Below are 21,137 nucleotides of genomic sequence, written 5' to 3' on the forward strand. Positions count from 1 at the left end.
CTTTCGACAGCTTCATGAGGGCAGGAGCCGTGCACAAATTTCTCTGTACAGGTTCCGCGAAGAGCGGTCTCATGGGATGCATGAGGAATTACCTCACCGAGTACAGGTACGACCTGCAACGCACGTTCACGGGAACATCCGGAACGCCACCTGAGTGGGTGCCGCGCCTTGCAGAAGGGAACGACGCCGGATATCACCTTCCGGGCTCGGCCGTCTGGGCTGTGCATGGCTCCATGGCCACCATCGTGGCAGGAATCAGGGTCCTGCTGATGCAGTCCCTGCACCCCGGCGCGCTTGCGGGTGTTTACGAGCACTCCGGCTTCAAGGAGGACCCGCTCGGGCGGCTTGCCAGTACCGTGCGCTGGATCTTCACCGTCACGTATGGCTCCAAAGAGGCCGCTGAGGCAGCAACCTACCGTGTGCGGAAGATCCACGAGCATGTCCGGGGAAGCTATGTGGACGGAACCGGCGCATCCCACCACTACTCCGCCAATGATCCCGAACTCCTCCGCTGGGTCCACGTCACCTACGCGGATTCCTTCCTAAGGGCCAATCGCATCTGGGGCCGCCCGATACCCGGCGGTCCGGACGCCTACGTCCGTGAGTGGGCCCAGGCTGGCCGGCTCATGGGCGTGGAAGATCCACCGCTCACCGAAGCCCAGGTGCGCCAGGAGCTGGAAGCCTGGTATGCCTCCGGGATTTTGCGCTCGGATGAGCGGCTGGCAGAGACCATTGCCTTCATCCGCCGCCCACCCCTGAGCCCGTTGCTTCAGCCGGGCTACCGGATCCTGTTCGCTGCCGCCGTCGCAAGCCTGGAACCTAAGTACCGGGACATGCTGGGTCTGCGGCCTGCCCGACTGGGCCCGATCCCCCTGCCTGCTGTCACCACCGCCCGCGCTGTTCTGGGCATGGTACGGCTGGCCCTGGGTTCACATGGGCCCAGCGAACTCGCAGCGCGACGGCGGCTGCAACGCCTGGGATACGCGGTTTGAGACCCCCTCAAAAGAAGCCCGCACACAGGTGCGGGCTTCTCTTTTTGAAGACAGCCAGGCAGGACGTCGTTATGGACGTCCTGCCTGGCTGTTTGTGCAAACTCCGGCGTGTCTTGGGGGGACTAGATCAGGTGGTCCGAAAGGTGGTTCGGGGTACCGAAGCGATGTGCCGTAATGGACACGGCCTGCTCGCGCAGGAACGGGAGCATCTCGATGCGGCCGGCCTGCGTCACTTCACCGTGGTAGACAGCAACGTCCGGGCGGCCACCCATGGCTGCGCTCAGCGCGGCGAAGTCGCCACCGATCAAGCGGAGCCGACCGGCGTCGAACTTTGCTGCACGAGCCAGCCAAGCGGCGTCGTCCTCGATCCGGACGCTGACGCCCAGGTTCGCGAACACATTCACCACAGCATCGGGAAGCACGACGGCGGCGCTCACCTTGACGGCCGATCCCGCCACTGCACCGGCTGCTACTACGCGCAACAACTCAGCGAGCCGCTCGCCTTCGGACAGGCGGACCGTGACCGGGATCGGGCGGTAGCGGAACACGTTGCGCTCTGCCGTGAGCTCCGAGACGTCCTTGCGGGTGCCGAATTCTGATTCCCAAGCAGCGGCGTCGCTGAAGAGTGCCTGCTGGAGGGTCTGAATTTCTTCAGCGGATACGTCTACAGACTTTGCGGCAGAGAGAATCTGCGCGGCAGCACCCTGAAGCACCGTGCCACGCTTGGCCTTGGCTTCGGCGGGGAGCCAGCTGCCCAGACCGATGAGGTAGTTCGGTCCGCCGGCCTTGGTTCCGGCGCCGACGGCCGACTTCTTCCAGCCGCCGAACGGCTGGCGCTGGACGATCGCACCAGTGATTCCGCGGTTGACGTACAGGTTCCCGGCCTGGATGGTGTCCAGCCAGACGCCCATTTCAGCGGAGTCCAGGGAGTGCAGGCCAGCCGTGAGGCCGTACTCGATCTCGTTCTGGATGGCGATGGCCTCCTCGAGGGTCTCTGCGGTCATCACGCCAAGGACCGGGCCGAAGAATTCGGTGAGGTGGAAGTACGAGCCACGCTTGACGCCCGAACGGATGCCCGGGGACCACAGGCGGCCTGTCTCGTCCAGGCGCTCAGGCTTGATGGCCCAGGTTTCGCCTTCGCCAAGGGTGGTAAGGGCGTTCAGGAGCTTGCCGTTGGCCGGCTCAATGATCGGCCCCATCTGCGAGGTGGCGTTTTCCGGGTAGCCGACGGTCAGCGATCGGGCGGCATCGATCAGCTGGTTGTGGAAACGTGCACTCTTCGCCACCGAGCCCACCAGGATCACCAGCGATGCGGCCGAGCACTTCTGGCCGGCGTGGCCGAATGCGGAGTACACGACGTCCTTAGCGGCAAGGTCCAGGTCAGCGCTCGGGGTCACGATGATGGCGTTCTTGCCGGACGTTTCCGCGAGCAGTGGCAGGTCCTGGCGGAACGAGCGGAACAGCTCAGCGGTTTCGTAGCCGCCGGTGAGGATGACGCGGTCGACGCACGGGTGCGAGACCAACTGGGTGCCGAGTTCACGCTCTTCGAGCTGCACGAGCCCTAGGACTTCGCGCGGCACGCCGGCTTCCCAGAGTGCGTCCACCATGACGGAACCGGAGCGTCGTGCCTGCTTTGCAGGCTTAATGACGACGGCGGAACCTGAGGCGAGCGCTGCGAGAGTCGAGCCTGCGGGGATCGCCACCGGGAAGTTCCACGGTGGGGTCACCACGGTGAGGTTCGCTGGGACGAAGGTGGCGCCGTCGACCGTTTCCAGGTCCTTGGCACGCTCGGCGTAGTAGTGGGCGAAGTCGATTGCTTCGCTGACCTCGGGGTCGCCTTGGTCGATGGTCTTGCCGGTCTCGGAAGCCATAACCTCCAAGAGTTCAGCGCGGCGGGCTTCGAGGACCTCGCCGGCGCGGTGCAGGATGGCTGCCCGCTCGGCAGCGGGGCGGGCACCCCAGGCCTTACCGGCATCCACAGCGGTGGCGATGATGCGGTCCAGTTCGGCGGCGTCGGAGACCTTGGTGGATTCCACGATCTTGTTGCCGGCCGTGGAACCGGGGATGCGCTTGAGGATGTCACGGCCCCAGGCGCGGTTTGCCGGGAGTGCCGGGTCCGTGTCCGCCGTGTTGCGGAAGCCCTCCAGCGGGGCCGGCTCGGCTGGCAGGCGGCGGTCCTGCTTGCGGTTGGGACCCGGGACCTCGTCCGTCATGCGGGCCAGCGAGTTCAGGAAACGCTCCTGCTCGCGCTTGAAGAGAGCTTCATTTTCGCTCAGTTCGAAGACCGCGGACATGAAGTTTTCCTGGCTGGCGCCCTCTTCCAAGCGGCGGATCAGGTACGCGATGGCGACGTCGAACTCGCCCGGGTGGACCACCGGTGTGTAGAGCAGAAGGCTGCCGACGTCCTTGCGGACAGCCGTGGCCTGGCCGGTTGCCATACCCAGAAGCATTTCAAACTCAATACCCTCCGTAACCCCGCGCTGCTTGGCGAGCAACCATGCGAAGGCGACATCAAACAGGTTGTGGCCGGCTACACCGATGCGGACGGCGTCGATGTGCTCCGGGGTAAGGGCGTAATTGATGACGTTCTTGTAGCTGGTGTCCGAGTCCTGCTTGCTGCCCCAGGTCGCCAGCGGCCAGTCGTGCAGGGAAGCTTCTACCTGTTCCATTGGCAGGTTGGCACCCTTGACGACGCGGACCTTGATGGGCGCGCCACCCTGTGCGCGGCGTGCAGCGGCCCATTCCTGCAGTTCCTGCATGGCACCGAGCGCGTCCGGGAGGTATGCCTGGAGCACGATACCGGCCTCGAGGTTCTTGAACTCCGGCATGTCCAGGATCCGCTTGAACACGGCAATGGTCATGCTGAGGTCCTTGTACTCCTCCATGTCCAGGTTGATGAACTTGGGCTTGGGGAAAGACGCGGCCAGGCGGTACAGCGGAGTGAGCTTCTCCACCACGTGATCCACGGCCTCGTCGAAAGCCCATGGCGAGTGCGGTGCCACGGTGGAGGATTCCTTGATGGAAACGTAGTCAACGTCTTCGCGGGCCAGGAGCTTGAGCGTGCCATCCAGGCGGCGCTGTGCCTCGTGCTCACCGAGGACAGCCTCACCCAGGAGGTTCACGTTCAGGTGAACGCCGTCCTGCTTGATTTTGGCGATGGCCGGGCCGAGCTTGGCATCGGTGGCGTCCACAATGAGGTGGCCCACCATTTCGCGGAGTACCCGGCGGGCGATCGGGATAACTACCTGCGGGACGATCGGAGCCATGACGCCGCCCACGCGGACAGCGCTGCGCATGTACCACGGGAGGAACTTGGGCACCTTCGGGGCCAGCTCGGCGAGCTTGCGGCCGGCGACCGACAGATCCTCAGGGCGGATGACGCCGTCGACGAATCCGACCGTGAAGTCAAGGCCATTAGGGTCCTTCAAGACACCTGCGAGCCGCTGGGCGGACACGTCCACGGGAATCTTGCTGGCTTCGGTAAGCCAGTGGCGGACCAACGCGATGGCTTCCTGTGCCAGTGCATCGAACTGCCCGGAATCCTGGGTGCGCGGGGCGGCGGCAACCGGGAGGGTGCTGGTCATTGGAGCTCCTTCTGAGGCGGAGAAGTTTGTTTGTTTCCATCAGTATGGATCTACAATCACGTTAGGAAAAGCGATCTTTTCTGACGAATATTCATTACCCATTCCGATTCTTTGGAGGCCGCCTTGCTGGACGTCCGCAGGCTGCGTTTGCTGCACGAATTGAAGATCCGCGGAACCCTCGCTGAGGTGGCCGACGCCATGCAGTACAGCCCCTCTTCCGTGTCCCAGCAACTGACCCTGCTGGAGAAGGAAGCAGGCGTCGAACTGCTCCGCAAGGCCGGCCGCCGGGTGCAGCTGACACCTCAAGCCGAGATCCTGGTTGCACACACCGCTGCCCTCCTGGAGACACTGGAACGCGCGGAAACCGAGCTGGCGGCGTCGCTGTCCACGGTCACGGGAACCGTCCGGCTGGCCGTGTTCCAGTCGGCTGCACTTGCGTTGCTGCCTGACTTCCTCAGCATCATGCGCCAGGAGTACCCGGAAGTGCGCGTGGAAATGACCCAGCGCGAACCCGAGACGGCTCTCTACGAAACTTGGGCGCGCGACTTCGACATCGTGGTCGCGGAGCAATACCCCGGACACGCCGCGCCGCATCACCCGGGGTTGGACCGGGCAACGCTGACCAGCGACGCCATCCGGCTGGCAACTCCCCCGATAGGACTGGGCGGGGAGCTTGTTAGCTCACTGGCCGACACCGCTGACATGCCCTGGGTCATGGAGCCCCGTGGCGCTGCCTCCCGGCACTGGGCCGAGCAGGCCTGCCGTTCCGCTGGCTTCGAACCGGACGTCCGATACGAAACGGCCGACCTCCAAGCGCAGATCCGCCTCATTGAATCGGGAAACGCCGTTGCCCTCATGCCGGACCTCGTCTGGACAGGTCGGACCCGCCCCGTCCAGCTACTGGACCTCCCCAGCCTGCCAACGCGGACAGTCTTCACGTCCACCAGGACGGCCGGCCGGATCCACCCCGCGATTCTTGCGTGCCGCGAAGTACTGGAGCGCGTGGCCGCGGCGCAGCAAGTGGACGCCGGGCAACAAGTGGATGCCGGTCAACAAGCGGATGCCGGTCAACAAGCGGACGCTGGCTAGTCTCCGGGAACGCAAAAGGCCCCGGTCCAGGGACCGGGGCCAAACGCGGAGAATGGGGGATTTGAACCCCCGAGGGCGTTAACCCAACACGCGTTCCAGGCGTGCGCCATAGGCCGCTAGGCGAATTCTCCTTGCTTCCGAATCGAAAGCAGATACTACTGTACCTGAGAATTTCGGCATCGTGTAATCGGGCTGGCGGGACCTCCAAGCGGGTCGGTCAAAACCCCGCCTTAACGGAAAAATGGACGCCCCCAACGCGCCCATTCTTGCGGTATCACCGTTGAGCTGCCGGGTCCGGCCCCTCGCCCCCAGGCCCCGCAGCTCACAATCTTGAGATTGCCCCAATCGGTGTACATACCCATGGTCCGCTGTGACCCGGAGATATGCAATGGTGTGGACCGCTTTGGAGCCGAAGTTACTGACAGGATGTTCCCATGACGCAGCTCCACGCCCTGGTCGTTTACGTTCCCGAGACCCACACTCCAGCCCTCCTGAAAGCGATCGGGGACGCCGGCGCAGGACGGATCGGCGACTACTCGCATTGCTCATTCACTTCGCCCGGCACTGGCCACTTCACTCCCCTGCCGGGCGCGCAGCCGTTCATCGGCGACGTCGGATCAAGCGAACAAGTCCCGGAGACGCGGGTTGAGTGCGTGGTTGAGGAGGACGTGCTCGACGCCGTTGTGCTGGCTCTGCGCGCGGCCCACCCCTACGAGGAGCCGGCTTTCATGACGTGGCCGGTGAGGGGGTGGCGGTGATACCGGACGAGGTTTTGTTTTCAAGGATTGTCGGCCTTGGATTCCGGGAGTACAGTCGCCCCATTGCCGGAAGTACCTGCCTTGGAGGACCCGATGAAGCTGCGCAAATTCTGGTTGGGATTCGCTGCCGCACTGCTGTCCATGGGGCTCATGTCCCCGCAGGCTGCAGTCGCCGTCCAATACGACATCGACTCGGCCAACAGCCTCCAGGTTGTGGTTAACAAACACCGGATGCTGAATCCGCCGAGCTATGTCCCGGCGTCACTTACGCGGGTTTCAACTGAACGGCTTCGCTCGGAGGCTGCAACCGCATACAACTCGTTCGTGAAAGCAGCCAAGGCGTCAGGGGTCAACGTCCGGGCCACCAGCGGATACCGCTCCTACTCTCAACAACAGAGTCTCTACGCTGACTACGTCGCGCGATACGGCCAGGAGACCGCCGATACCTTGGCTGCGCGCGCAGGTTACAGCGAACACCAGACCGGCCTGGCCATGGACATCGGCAACGCCAGCGGCGTCTGTGCTCTGCAAGCTTGCTTCGCCGATACTCCTGTTGGACGTTTCGCGGCCACGGACGGTTGGAAGTACGGGTTCATCATCAGGTATCCGGCCGGGGCGCAGGACATCACAGGCTACGAATATGAGCCGTGGCATCTCCGGTTCGTGGGCGTGGAGATCGCCACAGATATGAAATCCAGGGGAATCACAACGCTTGAGCGATATTTCGGGCTAGAGGACGCGCCTGACTATCTGCCTTAACGCCCACGGAATCCGGCCCCGACCACCCGTCGTCGAGCGTTTTCCACAGCCCTCTGCGCCGATTCGAACCAATAACCAAGTTCAGGTAAGCTTGTCGACGGCCCCTCATGTGGCGTCATCCTGTTGAACTCCCCCAGGACCGGAAGGTAGCAAGGGTAGATGGGCTCTGGCGGGTGCATGAGGGGTCTCTTATTTAAAATGTCAGTCCCTATAGGTAGGTTTCACTTGTGACTGTTACAACTGCCCTGTATCGAAGGTATCGCCCGGACTCTTTCGCGGACGTTATCGGGCAGGAACACGTCACCGAGCCCCTGATGACGGCCCTGCGGAAGAACCGCGTGAATCACGCCTACCTCTTCTCCGGCCCCCGCGGCTGCGGCAAGACCACCTCCGCGCGCATCCTGGCCCGTTGCCTTAACTGCGCCGAGGGACCCACCGACACCCCCTGCGGCAAGTGCCCCAGCTGTATCGAACTCGCGCGCGGCGGCTCCGGCTCCCTGGACGTTATTGAGATTGACGCCGCCAGCCATGGCGGCGTGGACGACGCCCGTGATCTTCGCGAGCGCGCAACTTTCGCCCCGGTGCGGGACCGCTACAAGATCTTCATCATCGACGAAGCCCACATGGTCACGTCGGCTGGCTTCAATGCGCTCCTGAAGATCGTCGAAGAGCCGCCGGAACACATCAAGTTCATCTTTGCCACCACGGAGCCGGACAAAGTCATCGGCACCATCCGCTCGCGCACGCACCACTACCCCTTCCGGTTGGTGCCGCCCGAGCCGCTCATGAAGTACCTTGAGTTGCTCTGCCACCAGGAGAACGTTCCCGTGGCTCCGGGCGTGCTTTCGCTCGTTATCCGAGCCGGCGGCGGTTCCGTCCGCGATACCTTGTCCGTGCTTGACCAGCTCATGGCGGGCGCAGGACCCAACGGCCTCGACTACGAGCTCGCGGTTGCGCTTCTCGGCTACACGCACGCTTCCTTGCTGGACGATGTCGTGGACGCCGTCGCAGCTGCTGATTCCTCAACTGTCTTCCGTGCCGTTGACCGCGTCATCCAGACCGGGCACGATCCCCGGCGTTTCGTAGAAGACCTCCTGGAACGCTTCCGGGACCTCATCATCGTCCAGGCGATGCCGGAGAGCGCACATGCCATCCTCCGCGGCGTGCCCGAGGACCAGATTGCCCGGATGCGCAACCAGGCTACAAACCTGGGCGCTGCGGAGCTTTCCCGCGCGGCGGACGTCACCAACACGGCGCTCACGGAAATGACCGGAGCCACGTCCCCGCGGCTGCACTTGGAACTTCTCTGTGCGCGCATCCTGCTGCCAAGCTCCGAGCAGACTGAACGGGGCATTGCGGCCCGGATCGACCGCGTGGAGCGTCGGCTGAACTACGCCGGCGACGCCGGGGTCCCGGCTGCCGCCTCTGGCACGCCTTCCGCCGCGGCTTCTGCACCGGCGGCTGCCCCCGTCGCCCAGTCGGCTCCCGCGCAAGCGCCGGCGGCAGCTGAATCGGTCGCGACTGGGGCTCCAGCACCCGCACCAGTTCAGGCACAAGCACCTGCACCAGCACCAGTTCAAGCGCCTGCATCTGCACCTGTGCCTGAAACGTCGTCAACGCCCGTGTCCCGCGAGCAACTTTCCGCGCCCCGCGTCACCACAAATGACTGGCCGGTGGACGAGCCGACGGCTACACAGCGTCCCGGCCAGAATGCTCCCTCGACGAAGCCACCCGCTGCGACGGCCCCTCCCGCCGCACCGCAACCGGCTCCGCAGAGTACACCCGCCTCACAGACTGCACCCGTTTCCCAGCCGGCCCCCACGTCAAAGCCGGCGCCAGCCGCTGGCGGAGACGTCGAAGCACTCCGTCGAGCCTGGCCCGAAGTCCTGCAGACGCTGACCAAGATCAAACGCAGCACCTGGGCCTTGGTTGAACCCAATGCCCAAGTGGCACAGTTCGACGGTCAAGTGCTGACACTCGCCTTCACCACCGGTGGGCTCGCCGGTGCTTTTGGGCGCGCAGATCACTCCGAGAACCTTCGCCAGGCAATCCACAAGACCATCGGCATCGACTGCCAGATCGTCGCAGTGGCTGGCGGCAACAGCTCAGCGAGCTCTGAGCCAAACCCAAAAGCACCTACTAGCCGGGATGTTCCGGCGTCACCTGGCGCGGCAGCGCCGTCTGCTATCCCTGTCCCTGCCCCGACGCCTGCATCGTCAGTCGACTCTGCCTGGGGCCTGGCCCCCACCGCCCCTGAGGTAGCAACACCGGTTCCGGCCAGGCCAGAGTTAGCGGCTCCAATCGCAGCCAGCCCAATCGCAAGTAGCACTGTCCAGGCAGAATCAACGACGCCGGCATCCTCGCCAGCTCCTGCCGCAGAGGCGGCGGCTTCCGTAGAAACTCCGGTTCCTACCCAGGAACCAGCTGGAGACTACGCCTACCCTGACGAGGATTGGGGTCCTCCGCTCGACGAAGATGCGCCGCCGCTGGACGAAGAACCGCCGGTGGATTGGGAACCGTCACCCGCATTTTCCGCCTCGAACAGCACGCCGGCGGCCGCTTCCGGGGAACGTCAGGCTACGTCGGGATCATCGCAGCCAACACGTGAGCCGCATGCCGCTGCAACCTCGGCCACTGCAGCTACCACGTCCTCACAGCCATCGGCCTCGCAAGATCCCTGGTCAAGGGCAGTAGAACAGGCACCTGGCACATGGGTAGTTGGCACTGAATCCAATGTGGGCGCCAGGCCCCAGTCACCCGTCGAGTCCGACACTGGCGCGTCGAATGTCCCTGCCTACGAACCGGCGGCGGCGCAAGTCCCGGCGGCTGACATTCCAGACACGCCGGCGACCACCAGCTATGGCCACGCAACCAACACCGATCAAAACGGCTCTTTGGGCTGGGACGTCGCCCCGGCGTCGAGTTGGCCCGGCACGGCACCGGCGACCACCCCAGCACCTGCGGCGTGGCCCACTACAGCCACGGAAACCCAGCCCGCTGGCGGCTCCCTTGCGACGCTTGAGGAGGGCACGCCGTCGAGCGCTCCGTCGGCTCGTCAGAGCCTGTACCAGCGCTTGACCAACAGTCCCGAAGCCCAAGCCGGACGGGTGCAGGCGCCCGTGCGGACGCAAGCCAGGCCGGAGCCGGCGCCGGAGGATATCCCCAGCCCTGAGGACGAGACGATCGAGGAATCGAGGGTCTTTGGGCGGGCTGCCGTCGAGCGTATTCTGGGCGGAAAGCTGATCGAAGAGCGCGCCTTGGACGGTTCTCCCCTGCAACCCCGCTGATGACAGCATCAATACCAAACAAACGAGGACATTTTGTACGAAGGTGCAGTTCAAGAGCTGATTGACGAGCTCGGCCGGCTTCCCGGTGTGGGCCCGAAATCGGCACAGCGCCTGGCGTTCCACATCCTTGAGGCAGATCCCGAGGACATGAAGCGGCTCGTTACGGCCATCACCACGGTGAAGGAACGGGTCAAGTTCTGCACTGTGTGCGGCAACGTCACCGAGCAGGAAATGTGCAACATTTGTCGCGATCCTAGGCGGGATCCGTCCGTCATTTGCGTGGTTGAGGAGTCCAAGGACGTTCTCGCTGTAGAGCGCACGCGTTCCTTCCGCGGCCGGTATCACGTGTTGGGAGGAGCCATCAATCCCATTGCGGGCATTGGCCCGGAGCAGTTGCGGATCCGCGAACTCCTCACACGCCTCAACGACGGCGCCATCCAGGAAATCATCATCGCCACGGATCCCAACCTTGAGGGCGAGGCCACTGCCACCTACTTGGCCCGCATGCTCAAGTCGATCGGGATCACCGTCACGCGGTTGGCTTCCGGCCTGCCAGTGGGTGGGGACCTTGAGTACGCCGACGAAGTCACGCTTGGCCGGGCGTTTGAGGGCCGACGGAACGCGCTGACGTAAGGCGGCGCGAGGACAACCAGCGCCCCGGCAGGAGCACCGTGCGGGTACTCGCCTGGAACTAGAAGCAAAGCTTCTTGATAATCGTCAATTACCGAGCACTTGGGATGCCGAAAAAGGCCCTTCCCTTTTTCTACTAGTGCCATGTACCATTTCACATATCACGTGACATGGCCCACATCTATCGACGGCCTCCAGGTCCCCACATGGAAGATCGCTATGACCCTTTCAGACATTGCAGACGGCAAACTCGCACCACGTCTGGGCATTAGGCTCGACAACATTTCAAAGCGCTACGGTGCCCACACTGTCCTCGACGACGTATCCCTGCACGTCGAACCAGGTACGGTCACCGCTCTCATTGGCCCCTCCGGCGCAGGAAAGAGCACCTTCCTGAGGTGTATCAACCTCTTGGAACGCCCGGATTCCGGCAGCATCCAGGTGGCCGGACACATCATCGAACCCGGCAAGGACGTCAACGGCCGCGACCTCGCTGCACTCCGGCAGACGGTGGGCATGGTGTTCCAGTCCTTCAATCTCTTCCCCCACATGTCCGCCTTGAAGAACATCAGCTTCCCGCAGCAGAAGGTGCTCGGGCGGAGCAAGGACGAAGCGGACGCCCGCTCCATGGAATTGCTCAAGCGCGTTGGCCTTGAGGAGAAAGCCACCCAACACCCCGGCAGGTGCTCCGGCGGTCAGCAACAACGCATCGCCATCGCCCGGGCGTTGGCGCTTGATCCGAGCATCATGCTGTTCGATGAGCCGACGTCGGCGCTGGACCCTGAGGTGGGGCTCGAGGTCCTGGCCGTCATGCGCGAACTGGCGGCCGATGGCATGACGATGATCGTGGTCACTCACGAGATGCAGTTCGCCCGGGACGTTTCAGACACCTTGGTGGTCATGGCCGACTGCAAGATCATCGAACAGGGCGATCCTCGTGCCATCATGAGCGACCCCCAGGAGGCACGGACCCGGCGCTTCCTGCGTGCAGTCCTGGAGCGCTGAAATGGACGCCTTTTCCGCAGTACTCCAAGGCCTGCCCATGACCATCATCCTGACACTGTCAGCATTCGCCATCGGATTAGTAGGTGCCATTCCGCTGGCCGTCGGATTGTCGTCGTCGAACATCATTGTCCGCCTGGCTTCACGGCTCTTCGTGGACTTGGTCCGGGGAGTGCCCATCATCGTCTGGTTGTTCCTGCTCAAGTTCGGCATTCAGATCGGAACCTTCAAATTCAACCCAGTCAGCGCAGCAATCGTTGGCCTGGGCGTCGTCTCGATTGCCTACCTCGCCGAGATCTACCGAGGCGGATTGCAGGCCATTCCACGCGGACAGGGCGAAGCGGCCAACGCACTGGGCTTGAATCGCGGCGCTGCCTTCTACGGAGTGATGGTTCCGCAAGCTTTCAGGATCGTGTCGCCATCCATCGCCACCTACCTGACGGGCCTGCTCAAGGATTCGTCGATCGCCTCCACCATCATCGTCTCCGAGATGGTCTTCCAGTCCCAGGCATTTGCCCGGCAGCACCCCACGGTTGAAGGGATCCTGCCATACATCCTGGTGGGGGTTCTGTACATCGTACTGAGCCTGCCGGTCGCTTACCTGTCCCGCAGACTCGACTCCCGAATGAGGAAGGCTGTCTTCGCATGACTTGGCTTACGGAATGGGCGGGCTACCTCCCGCAGATGATGTCCGGCCTCAGTGTCAGCATCATGATCGCCGCTGTTTCGATCCTGGTGGGCTATCCGCTGGGACTTGGGCTCAGCCTCATGGTGGGCGCCAGGAACCTCGCGGTGCGCACCCTCGGCCTGGTAGTGGTTGAGGTGGGACGAGGGGCGCCCGCGCTGGTCATTCTCTACCTCTTCTACTACGGCCTGCCAAAGTTCGGAATCGCTTTCGAAAGCATCACCGCAGCGTGCCTGGCGCTCACGTGGAACGCAGCTGCCTACTCCAGTGAGATCATGCGGGCCGGCCTCCAGTCCGTGTCCCTGGGACAACTCGAAGCGTCAAGCGCGCTGGGACTCGCACGACGTGACACGTTCTTCAGGGTCATCCTGCCCCAAGGCATGCGTTCGGCCACCCCCGGGCTCATGGGCGTGGCCATCCAAATGTTCCAAGGTACGTCGCTGGCCTACGTCATCGCCGTGCCGGAGCTGATGAAGACCGCGTACAACATGGGCAGCCAGGACTTCAACTACCTCCAAGTCTTCACACTGGCGGGCCTCTGCTACGCCGCCATTTCGATGCCGGCCACGTGGATCACCGTCTTTTTCGAGAAGCGAATGGCCCGGCATGCCTGAGCACAACACTTTCAACCGTTACCAACCCAACATCACAGGAGCAATCATGATCAGCAACCGCATCAAGACAGCCGGACTCCTTACGGCGAGCGCGCTCACTCTGGGCTTAAGCGTCTCTGCCTGCGGAGGGACTTCGGACGCCAGCAGCTCTGGGTGTACGCCCAAGCACGCAGACATCCAAACCGTCGCTCCAGGCAAGCTCACCATCGGAGTCATTGATATCCCACCCTTCAGCAGTTACGGCTCCGGCAACCCGACGGGCATCGACATCCAGATCGTCAACAAGATCGCCAAGGATGAATGCCTCACTCCGGCCTACCAGCAGGCCACCTACGCCGACGCCGTCCAGTCCATCTCAGGCGGAAATATCGACCTCGCCCTCGGCACGATTGACGCCACCGAGAAGCGGCTCAAGGCCGTTGATTTCTCTGCCTCCACCTACCTCGACGGCATGGGCATCGCTTCCAAGTCCGGGGCCACCACGGTTACCGACTTGGAGAAGATGAACAAGGTGGGCACCATCGACGGCTACCTCTGGGTGGAGGACCTCAAGAAGATCTTGGGCGACAAACTGGTGACCTACCCCAGCAGCGTGGAGTTGAAGGCCGATTTCGATGCCGGTCGACTTGACGCGGACGTCGACGCCTACGGGGTTCAGGTGCTCCAGTTCAAGGATGTCCAGGGCGTGACGGTGGCCTTGGCCAACGAGAAGCCGGATCCGCGCGTCGGCGCTATCAAGAACGCCCCGGAAGCCGCGTTCCCCATCACCAAAGGCAACACGAGCCTCAAGGAAGCCCTCGACGCCGGAATTGTCGCCCAGCGCGAGGATGGAACCATCGCGAAGCTGCTCACTGATGCCGGCTTGTCAGAAGCCCTTGGCAAGGTCGCAGCCAAGCAGTACGTAGTTCCCGCCAGCTAAGGCTGGCGGAACCTCACGTCAACGAATTCGATCAGCAAAAACCAACGACCTGTGCAATGTCACATGGTAGATTTGGCCGTGAGGTACGTCACGGCCGCAGCACACGCGCCAAGCGTGCCAACCGAGAGGACCAACCATCATGACCGAAACCCGCAAGCCGTGGCACGGAGTGCTCGTCGCCACCGCTCTGCCTTTCAACGATGACCTGAGCGTGGACTACGACGCCTTCGCCGAGCATGTTCGCTTTCTGGCAAATGCAGGCTGCCAGGGTGTGGCCCCCAACGGTTCCCTGGGTGAATACCAGACCCTGAGTGAAGAAGAACGCGCCCGCGTCATCAGTACGGCGGTGGAAGCTTCCCCCGAAGGGTTCACCGTCATGGCTGGCGTAGGCGCCTATGGTGGCCTTCAAACCCGCAAGTGGGCAGAACAGGCCGCAGAGGCGGGCGCCGGAGCCCTCATGCTGCTCCCTCCCAACTCTTACCGCGCCAATGAAGAAGAGGTAGTGGAACACTACCGCCTCGCAGCCGATGCGGGACTGCCCGTCGTGGCCTACAACAATCCGATCGACACCAAGGTTGACCTCACCCCGCAGCTGATCGCCCGGCTACACGGGGAAGACCTGATCGTCGGCGTCAAGGAGTTCAGCGGTGACGTCCGCCGGGCCTACGAAATCAAGGAACTCGCACCGGACGTGGACCTCCTGATCGGGACCGACGATACTGTGGTCGAAATGGGCCTTGCTGGTGCCGTGGGCTGGGTGGCCGGCTACCCGAACGCCATCCCGGAGTCCACGCTGGAGCTCTACCGCCTCTCCACCTCCGGCGATGTGGCGGACCTTGAGCGGGCCCTCGAGATCTACCGCGACCTGCATTCGCTGCTCCGCTGGGACAGCAAGACGGAATTCGTACAGGCCATCAAGCTGTCCATGGACATCGTTGGCCTCCGTGGCGGTGCATGCCGCCCACCGCGCGGGCCGCTGAGCCCGGCGGTGCGTGACGCCGTCGTCCGCGATACCGAAACAGCCCTGGGTAAGGGCTACAAGTAACCAACCAGGTCATCCACCGCTCCGCAGCCGCCCTTGAGGACTCCTAAGAGGGCAGCTGCGGAGCAGCAGAAGGAAAGGTCCTCCATGAGAACAAGCCGCATTTTCCACGCCGTGGACTCGCATACCGAAGGCATGCCCACGCGCGTCATCACCGGTGGAATCGGGACGATCCCCGGCTCCACCATGGCCGAGCGCCGTCTGTGGTTCATGGAAAACAGCGACTGGATCCGCACCCTCCTGATGACCGAGCCGCGCGGACACGCATCGATGAGCGGGGCGATCCTCCAGCCATCCACCCGGTCGGACGCGGACTTCGGCGTGCTCTACATCGAGGTTTCCGGCCTCCTGCCGATGTGCGGCCACGGCACCATCGGCGTCGCAGCCGTCTTGGTCGAGACCGGCATGGTGGAGGTGGTGGAACCGGTCACCACTGTTCGGCTCGATACACCTGCTGGCCTTGTGGTGGCCGAGGTAGCAGTCAAGGATGGGCACGCCGAGTCTGTAACCATCCGCAACGTCCCCTCGTTCGTGGACCGCCTGGACGCCACAGTGGAAGTACCCGGGTTCGGCCTGGTGTCCTACGATCTGGCGTTCGGCGGAAACTTCTACGCAATCGTGGACTTGGACAGCCTGGACTTGCCGTTCGAGCGCGGCCGCAAGGACGATCTGCTTAAGGCCGGGTTGGCGATCATGGATGCCATCAATGCCTCAGACGAACCTATCCATCCAGAGCGTGAGGACATCCGCGGCTGCCATCACGTGTACCTCAAAGCGCCCGGCTCCACGGCGGAACATTCCCGGCATGCAATGGCGATCCACCCGGGCTGGTTCGACCGCTCCCCCTGCGGCACAGGTACCAGCGCCCGGATGGCACAGTTGCACAGCCGCGGCGAGCTGCCAATGAATACGGACTTCATCAACGAGTCCTATATAGGCTCGCGCTTCGTCGGCCGGCTGGTGGAGGAGACCACAGTGGCTGGCCGCCCGGCGGTGGTTCCCACCGTTACCGGTCGGGCCTGGCTCACCGGAACCGCGCAATACTTCCTCGACCCCACCGATCCCTTCCCCGCGGGGTTCCTGCTGTGAACCTTCCGTACTTTGACTCGACGGCGGTGCGGGCAGCCGCTCCCTGGACCGCGGCCATCGCGGCCCTTGAGCAAGCGCTCCTGAACGTGGTCGACCCCGAGGACGACAGTCCACGGCTGTTCAGCCCCGCGCCAAACGGCGAGTTCCTGCTCATGGCGGCATCGAACCGCGAGTACAGCGGGATCAAGGCACTCACGGTCGCACCCGCCAACCCTGCGAGGGGCCTGGAAAAGATCCAAGGGGTTTACATCCTCTTCGATTCGGACACTTCGGCGCCACTGGCCACGATGGACGGCAACGAACTGACCGCCATACGCACGCCGGCCACCACACTGCTGGCCATGAAGCACATCCTTGCAGCTGACACCGGCGCCGTTCACCCACGCCCCGAGAAGGCCCACGTCCTCGTGTTCGGCACCGGCGTGCAGGCGCTCAACCACCTCCGGGCGGCGGGCGCCGTGCTCCCGGAGGCGAGCCTCGCCGTCGTGGGTCGCCGTCCGGAGCGGGTAGCCGCGCTCATCGCACAGCTGGCCAAAGAGGGCGTTCATGTCCGGCAGGGAACTTCTGCTGAGGTGGCCAGGGCCGACGTGGTCATCTGCGCAACCTCCTCCCCTACGCCGCTGTTCGACGGCGGCCTGGTTGCGCCGGGCGCTGTGGTGGCGGCGGTAGGCCAGCACGGATTGAACGCCCGGGAAGTGGATGCCACCCTCGTGCTCCGCAGTGACGTCGTAGTGGAAGGAAGAGCCTCGGCATTGCGCGAGGCCGGGGATCTTATACCCGCGCGGTCAGCTGAAGAATGGGAAGCGATCCATCCGGCCAACCTCCGAGATCTTGTCAAAGGCGAATTCGAGCGCTCGGCGGGCAAACCCTGCCTGTTCGCAGGCGTGGGGATGGCATGGGAAGACCTCGTGATCGCCAGCCTGGTGTATGAAGGAGGCACTCGACCATGAATTCCGTACAAGGAGTACTTACAGTGCCAACCAGCAACCAGCTTCCTATCGCACCGCTCGGCCGCCAGCATAGCCTTCGCGAGTCAGTGACTGAGTCACTGCGCACAGCGATCATCGCAGGGACGCTGGAAGAGGGAACCCTGTACTCCGCACCGGCACTCGCCGCTGCTTTTGGCGTATCGGCCACACCGGTCCGTGAGGCCATGATGGACCTGACGCGCGAAGGCTTGGTGGAAACCGTCAAGAACAAGGGCTTCCGCATCACTACCATGAGCGATCGGGAACTGGACGAGCTGACAGAGATCCGCCTGCTGATCGAGCCGCCGGTGGTTGGCGATGTGGCAGGGACTGTCCCGCCCTCCGGAATCAAGATCCTGAGGTCCATGGCCGACGACATTGTGGACGCCGCCCGGGAGGGCGACCTCACCGCCTACTTGGCCGCGGACCGCACATTCCACGCAGAGCTTTTACGGTATTCCGGCAACGGCCAACTGGTCGAACTGGCTACCAGCCTTCGGTCCCGTACGCGTCTGTACGGCCTGAAGGCCTTGAGCGAAAGCAACCGGTTGGCCGATTCCGCCCAGGAACACCACGTCCTGCTTGAGCTCGTCGAGGCCGGAGATGGTGCCGCCGCCACTGAATTGATGCGCCAACACATCAGCCACGCCCGTGGCCTTTGGGCTACCGGCGAGAATGAGACCCCGCAGGAGCAGCAGACATGAGCACTACGAGCGACGTGCTCGTCATCGGCGCAGGGGTGGTCGGGGCCGCCACTGCGTACTTCGCAACCCAACAAGGCCTCACGGTAACTGTCCTTGATAAGGGCCTTCCCGCCAGCGGCACCTCGTCCGCCTGCGAAGGGAACATCCTTGTCTCAGATAAGGAACTCGGCCCCGAGCTGGAACTGACCCGCTACTCCCTGGACGTTTGGCACGGCGATCTGGCTGAGCACAAGCGCCTCTGGGAATTCGAAACCAAGGGCGGGATCATCGTGGCCTCGCATGAAAGCAGCCTGGCCTCACTCAACCGGGTGATGGCCGCCCAGGCTGGCTACGGCGTTCGCGTGGACAAACTTGACCCGGACGACCTGAGGAAAGCGGAGCCACACATCGCACCGAACGCCCTGGGCGCGGCGAGCTACCCCGAAGACTGCCAGGTCCAGCCAATGCTGGTTGCGGCGCACCTGGTCCGGTTGGCGACCCAAGCTGGTGCCCGTTTCATGGCAGATACGCCCGTCAGCGGATTTCTCCGCAGCGGCCACCGCGTTACTGGCGTTCGGACGCCACGAGGCGAGTTCTCCGCCGGAGCCGTGGTCAATTGCACCGGAACGTGGGCCGGCCAACTCGCTGCCCTCGCCGGGGTCAACGTCCCGGTTCTTCCCCGCCGCGGTTTCGTCATGGTCACCGAGCCGCTGGCGCCCATGGTCCACCACAAGGTCTATGCCGCCGAGTACATCGACAACGTGGGCAGTTCCGACGCCGGGCTCCAAGCCTCTCCGGTGGTGGAAGGTACCCCCAGCGGCACAATCCTGATCGGTTCAACGCGCGAACGCGTTGGCTTCGACCCCGCGGTGAGCACTGACGCGCTCCGGACCCTTGCGCGTAACGCCGTGGCACTCTTTCCCTTCCTTGAGCACGTCAAGGCCATCCGCCATTATCACGGGTTCCGGCCCTACTGCCCGGACCATCTCCCAGTGATAGGGCACGACGAACGCGCACCTGGCCTATGGCACGCAGCCGGCCACGAGGGTGCCGGCATCGGTCTTTCCGCAGGAACAGGCAAGCTCCTGGCACAGGCCTTGGCTGGCAGGTCACCGGACATGGACCTGGCCCCGTTCGCCCCCGCCCGGTTCGGCACACAAGCCCCCAACAGCTCTCACCGAGAGGACGCCAAAGCATGAGCAAATACTCACCAGGAGACGAGTCGGCTGGCACGCCCGGCGAGGTCACCGTCAGCTTTAACGGCCGTCCGATCACAACGTCCGCCGGCCAAAGCGTGGGATCCGCGTTGGTCACCAACGGCATCACCACCTGGCGCGATACCCGTAAGCAGGCGCGGCCCCGCGGGTTGTTCTGCGGGATCGGGGTTTGCTTCGACTGCCTTGTAAGTGTGGATGGCATACCGAATCAGCGCGCCTGCTTGGTGGAAGTGTGCGAGGGCATGAAGATCGAAGGTTGCTGGGAGGGCACTGACGCCGCCGCGGTGCCTGCCAATGTCCCTGCAGGGCCCGAAGGGGGCCGGGAATGAACGCCACACTTCCGGGCACGCTAAAAGCCGACGTTGCCGTGGTTGGTGCAGGGCCGGCTGGGCTCGCTTCGGCCGTTAGTGCAGCGGAAGCTGGAGCTATCGTGACCGTTGTGGATGCGGGTTCGCAGCCCGGCGGCCAGTTCTGGCGGCACCGGCCCGAAGCCGTCGACCCACATCCTGATGGCAAAGGCCACCACGGCTGGCAGACGTACAGTGACCTCCGCGCCCGTTTCGACGCGGCCCGGCAGAGCGGCAGCATCGTTTACCTGCCCGGGCGACAGGTCTGGATGGCAGAGAAGATCTACAAGGGCTTCATTGTCCGAACGACACCCACTGTCGCCAGCGGCCAAGCAAAAGGGGCCGGCGCCGCGGCTTCCGGGACCGACGACGGCGGCAGCACCGTCGTCGCGACCCGATTGGTTCTCTGCCCTGGAGGCTACGACCGGCAATTGCCGGTACCGGGCTGGGACTTGCCCGGCGTGATGGCCGCGGGTGGAATCCAAGCCTTCATCAAGGGCAACGGGGTCCTGCCGGGGAAGCGTTTCGTCATCGCCGGCACGGGCCCGTTCCTCTTGCCGGTGGCGGCGGGGATCGCAGAAGCAGGCGGTGAGGTGCTCTCGGTGCTGGAGTCGTCGTCGCCGGTGGCTTGGTTGCCGCACCTCAAGGCAGCCGCGAGTGTGCCGGAGAAGGCCGTCGAGGGTGTGGAGTACGCGGCGGTGTTCGCCCGGCACCGGATCCCCTACCGCGTTCGGACCATCGTCACAGAGGTGCTGGGACGCGATTTCGCCTCCGGAGTGCGCACAGCCAAAGTGGATGCCGACGGCCGGGTCCGGTCCGGTACGGAGCGCGTCTACGAGGATATGGACGTTGTGGGATTCGGCTGGGGATTCACCCCGCAGATGGAGTTGCCGCTGTCACTCGGAATCGAAACCCGACTGGATGCGGATGGCTCCCTTGTGGGCCTGGTCAGCGAGCGCCAGGAATCCAGCGTCCCCGGCCTATTCCTGGCAGGTGAGGTAACCGGCGTCGGCGGCGCTTCGCTTGCGGTGCTCGAAGGCCTCGCGGCAGGTGCAGCGGCAGCCGGTGCATCGGCGACCGGCGAACAGGGTCCACTACGCGCCATGGCGCGGCACCGGCGTTTCGCCGAGGCGATGCATCGTGCCCATCCCGTACCGGTCGCTTGGCAGGACTGGCTCGCCCCGGAGACCACTGTGTGCCGCTGCGAAGAAGTCACTGCGGGCGAGATCACCGAGGCCCGTGAGAAGCTGTCGGCCCGCGACGCCCGGACGGTGAAGTCCTTCACGCGCGCCGGAATGGGCTGGTGCCAGGGCCGTGTCTGCGGTTTCGCGGCCGCGTGCTTGGGCGCCGGGCCGGGCGCCGCTCCAACCGTTGAGAGCCTTTCGGCCGCCGCGAAGCGCCCGCTGGCTGCACCTGTGGGGATCGGCGAACTGGCCGACCTCAACATCACAGGCCACTGACCTTTTCCCTCT

General features: G+C 64.0%; 18 protein-coding genes, 1 tRNA gene and 1 other RNA gene. 18 read left to right on the plus strand and 2 right to left on the minus strand.

Annotation, left to right across the window (positions count from 1 at the left end):
- Nucleotides 1–71: 71 nt before the first annotated feature.
- Nucleotides 72–992 (plus strand): oxygenase MpaB family protein, encoded by a 921-nt coding sequence (locus ACFX4T_RS19235; RefSeq protein WP_216921865.1) that lies wholly within the window; start codon nt 72–74, stop codon nt 990–992.
- 122 nt (nt 993–1,114) lie between these two features.
- Here the strand turns inward: ACFX4T_RS19235 and ACFX4T_RS19240 are convergent, their stop codons facing one another.
- Complete coding sequence (locus ACFX4T_RS19240; RefSeq protein ID WP_377653389.1) at nt 1,115–4,576, minus strand: bifunctional proline dehydrogenase/L-glutamate gamma-semialdehyde dehydrogenase; 3,462 nt, start codon at nt 4,574–4,576, stop codon at nt 1,115–1,117.
- A gap of 123 nt (nt 4,577–4,699) precedes the next feature.
- On the opposite strand from ACFX4T_RS19240, the gene ACFX4T_RS19245 reads away from it, so the two are divergent.
- A complete protein-coding gene (locus tag ACFX4T_RS19245; RefSeq protein ID WP_377653391.1) occupies nt 4,700–5,665 on the plus strand; it encodes a LysR substrate-binding domain-containing protein in 966 nt (321 codons plus the stop codon).
- 46 nt (nt 5,666–5,711) lie between these two features.
- Here the strand turns inward: ACFX4T_RS19245 and ACFX4T_RS19250 are convergent.
- Nucleotides 5,712–5,796: transfer RNA gene (locus tag ACFX4T_RS19250), tRNA-Ser, on the minus strand.
- Nucleotides 5,797–6,099: 303 nt separating this feature from the next.
- On the opposite strand from ACFX4T_RS19250, the gene ACFX4T_RS19255 reads away from it, so the two are divergent.
- The 16 genes from ACFX4T_RS19255 to ACFX4T_RS19330 all read left to right on the plus strand — a co-directional run bounded on the left by ACFX4T_RS19255 (nt 6,100) and on the right by ACFX4T_RS19330 (nt 21,125).
- On the plus strand, nt 6,100–6,423 hold the full coding sequence (locus tag ACFX4T_RS19255) for a hypothetical protein (protein ID WP_377653393.1): 324 nt from the start codon (nt 6,100–6,102) through the stop codon (nt 6,421–6,423).
- Nucleotides 6,424–6,459: 36 nt separating this feature from the next.
- Complete coding sequence (locus tag ACFX4T_RS19260; RefSeq protein ID WP_377653395.1) at nt 6,460–7,182, plus strand: D-alanyl-D-alanine carboxypeptidase family protein; 723 nt, start codon at nt 6,460–6,462, stop codon at nt 7,180–7,182.
- Between the two features lie 96 nt (nt 7,183–7,278).
- An RNA gene (gene ffs, locus ACFX4T_RS19265) (signal recognition particle sRNA small type) lies at nt 7,279–7,375 on the plus strand.
- Nucleotides 7,376–7,409: 34 nt separating this feature from the next.
- The gene (locus tag ACFX4T_RS19270; protein WP_377653397.1) at nt 7,410–10,469 is read left to right on the plus strand and encodes a DNA polymerase III subunit gamma and tau; all 3,060 of its coding nucleotides are present in this window, start codon (nt 7,410–7,412) and stop codon (nt 10,467–10,469) included.
- A gap of 33 nt (nt 10,470–10,502) precedes the next feature.
- The gene (gene recR / locus ACFX4T_RS19275) at nt 10,503–11,102 is read left to right on the plus strand and encodes a recombination mediator RecR (protein ID WP_216921891.1); all 600 of its coding nucleotides are present in this window, start codon (nt 10,503–10,505) and stop codon (nt 11,100–11,102) included.
- A 216-nt stretch (nt 11,103–11,318) separates the two neighbouring features.
- Nucleotides 11,319–12,104, plus strand: coding sequence for an amino acid ABC transporter ATP-binding protein (locus ACFX4T_RS19280; RefSeq protein ID WP_377653399.1), 786 nt, complete (start codon nt 11,319–11,321; stop codon nt 12,102–12,104).
- A gap of 1 nt (nt 12,105) precedes the next feature.
- Nucleotides 12,106–12,750: an amino acid ABC transporter permease gene (locus ACFX4T_RS19285; protein WP_377653401.1), complete on the plus strand. Its 645-nt coding sequence runs from the start codon at nt 12,106–12,108 to the stop codon at nt 12,748–12,750.
- A complete protein-coding gene (locus ACFX4T_RS19290; RefSeq protein WP_377653403.1) occupies nt 12,747–13,400 on the plus strand; it encodes an amino acid ABC transporter permease in 654 nt (217 codons plus the stop codon). The genes ACFX4T_RS19285 and ACFX4T_RS19290 overlap by 4 nt, the downstream gene beginning before the upstream one ends.
- Before the next feature lie 46 nt (nt 13,401–13,446).
- The gene (locus tag ACFX4T_RS19295) at nt 13,447–14,319 is read left to right on the plus strand and encodes a substrate-binding periplasmic protein (RefSeq protein WP_377653405.1); all 873 of its coding nucleotides are present in this window, start codon (nt 13,447–13,449) and stop codon (nt 14,317–14,319) included.
- Nucleotides 14,320–14,458: 139 nt separating this feature from the next.
- Nucleotides 14,459–15,364 carry a dihydrodipicolinate synthase family protein gene (locus ACFX4T_RS19300; RefSeq protein ID WP_377653407.1) on the plus strand — a complete coding sequence of 302 codons (906 nt, stop codon included), beginning with the start codon at nt 14,459–14,461 and terminating at the stop codon, nt 15,362–15,364.
- 84 nt (nt 15,365–15,448) lie between these two features.
- On the plus strand, nt 15,449–16,450 hold the full coding sequence (locus tag ACFX4T_RS19305; protein WP_377653409.1) for a proline racemase family protein: 1,002 nt from the start codon (nt 15,449–15,451) through the stop codon (nt 16,448–16,450).
- Nucleotides 16,447–17,400 carry an ornithine cyclodeaminase family protein gene (locus ACFX4T_RS19310; RefSeq protein WP_377653411.1) on the plus strand — a complete coding sequence of 318 codons (954 nt, stop codon included), beginning with the start codon at nt 16,447–16,449 and terminating at the stop codon, nt 17,398–17,400. Before ACFX4T_RS19305 ends, ACFX4T_RS19310 begins: the two co-directional genes overlap by 4 nt.
- Nucleotides 17,397–18,122 (plus strand): GntR family transcriptional regulator, encoded by a 726-nt coding sequence (locus tag ACFX4T_RS19315; protein WP_216921913.1) that lies wholly within the window; start codon nt 17,397–17,399, stop codon nt 18,120–18,122. The genes ACFX4T_RS19310 and ACFX4T_RS19315 overlap by 4 nt, the downstream gene beginning before the upstream one ends.
- Entirely contained in the window at nt 18,119–19,300 is a 1,182-nt protein-coding gene (locus tag ACFX4T_RS19320) for an NAD(P)/FAD-dependent oxidoreductase (RefSeq protein WP_377653413.1), read from the plus strand. The genes ACFX4T_RS19315 and ACFX4T_RS19320 overlap by 4 nt, the downstream gene beginning before the upstream one ends.
- Nucleotides 19,297–19,647 (plus strand): (2Fe-2S)-binding protein, encoded by a 351-nt coding sequence (locus tag ACFX4T_RS19325; RefSeq protein WP_377653415.1) that lies wholly within the window; start codon nt 19,297–19,299, stop codon nt 19,645–19,647. Before ACFX4T_RS19320 ends, ACFX4T_RS19325 begins: the two co-directional genes overlap by 4 nt.
- Entirely contained in the window at nt 19,644–21,125 is a 1,482-nt protein-coding gene (locus ACFX4T_RS19330; RefSeq protein WP_377653417.1) for an FAD-dependent oxidoreductase, read from the plus strand. Before ACFX4T_RS19325 ends, ACFX4T_RS19330 begins: the two co-directional genes overlap by 4 nt.
- The last annotated feature ends 12 nt before the right edge of the window (nt 21,126–21,137 follow it).

The organism is Paenarthrobacter sp. YIM B13468 (assembly GCF_042788025.1).
In the GTDB taxonomy this organism is placed as follows: Bacteria; Actinomycetota; Actinomycetes; order Actinomycetales; family Micrococcaceae; genus Arthrobacter; species Arthrobacter aromaticivorans.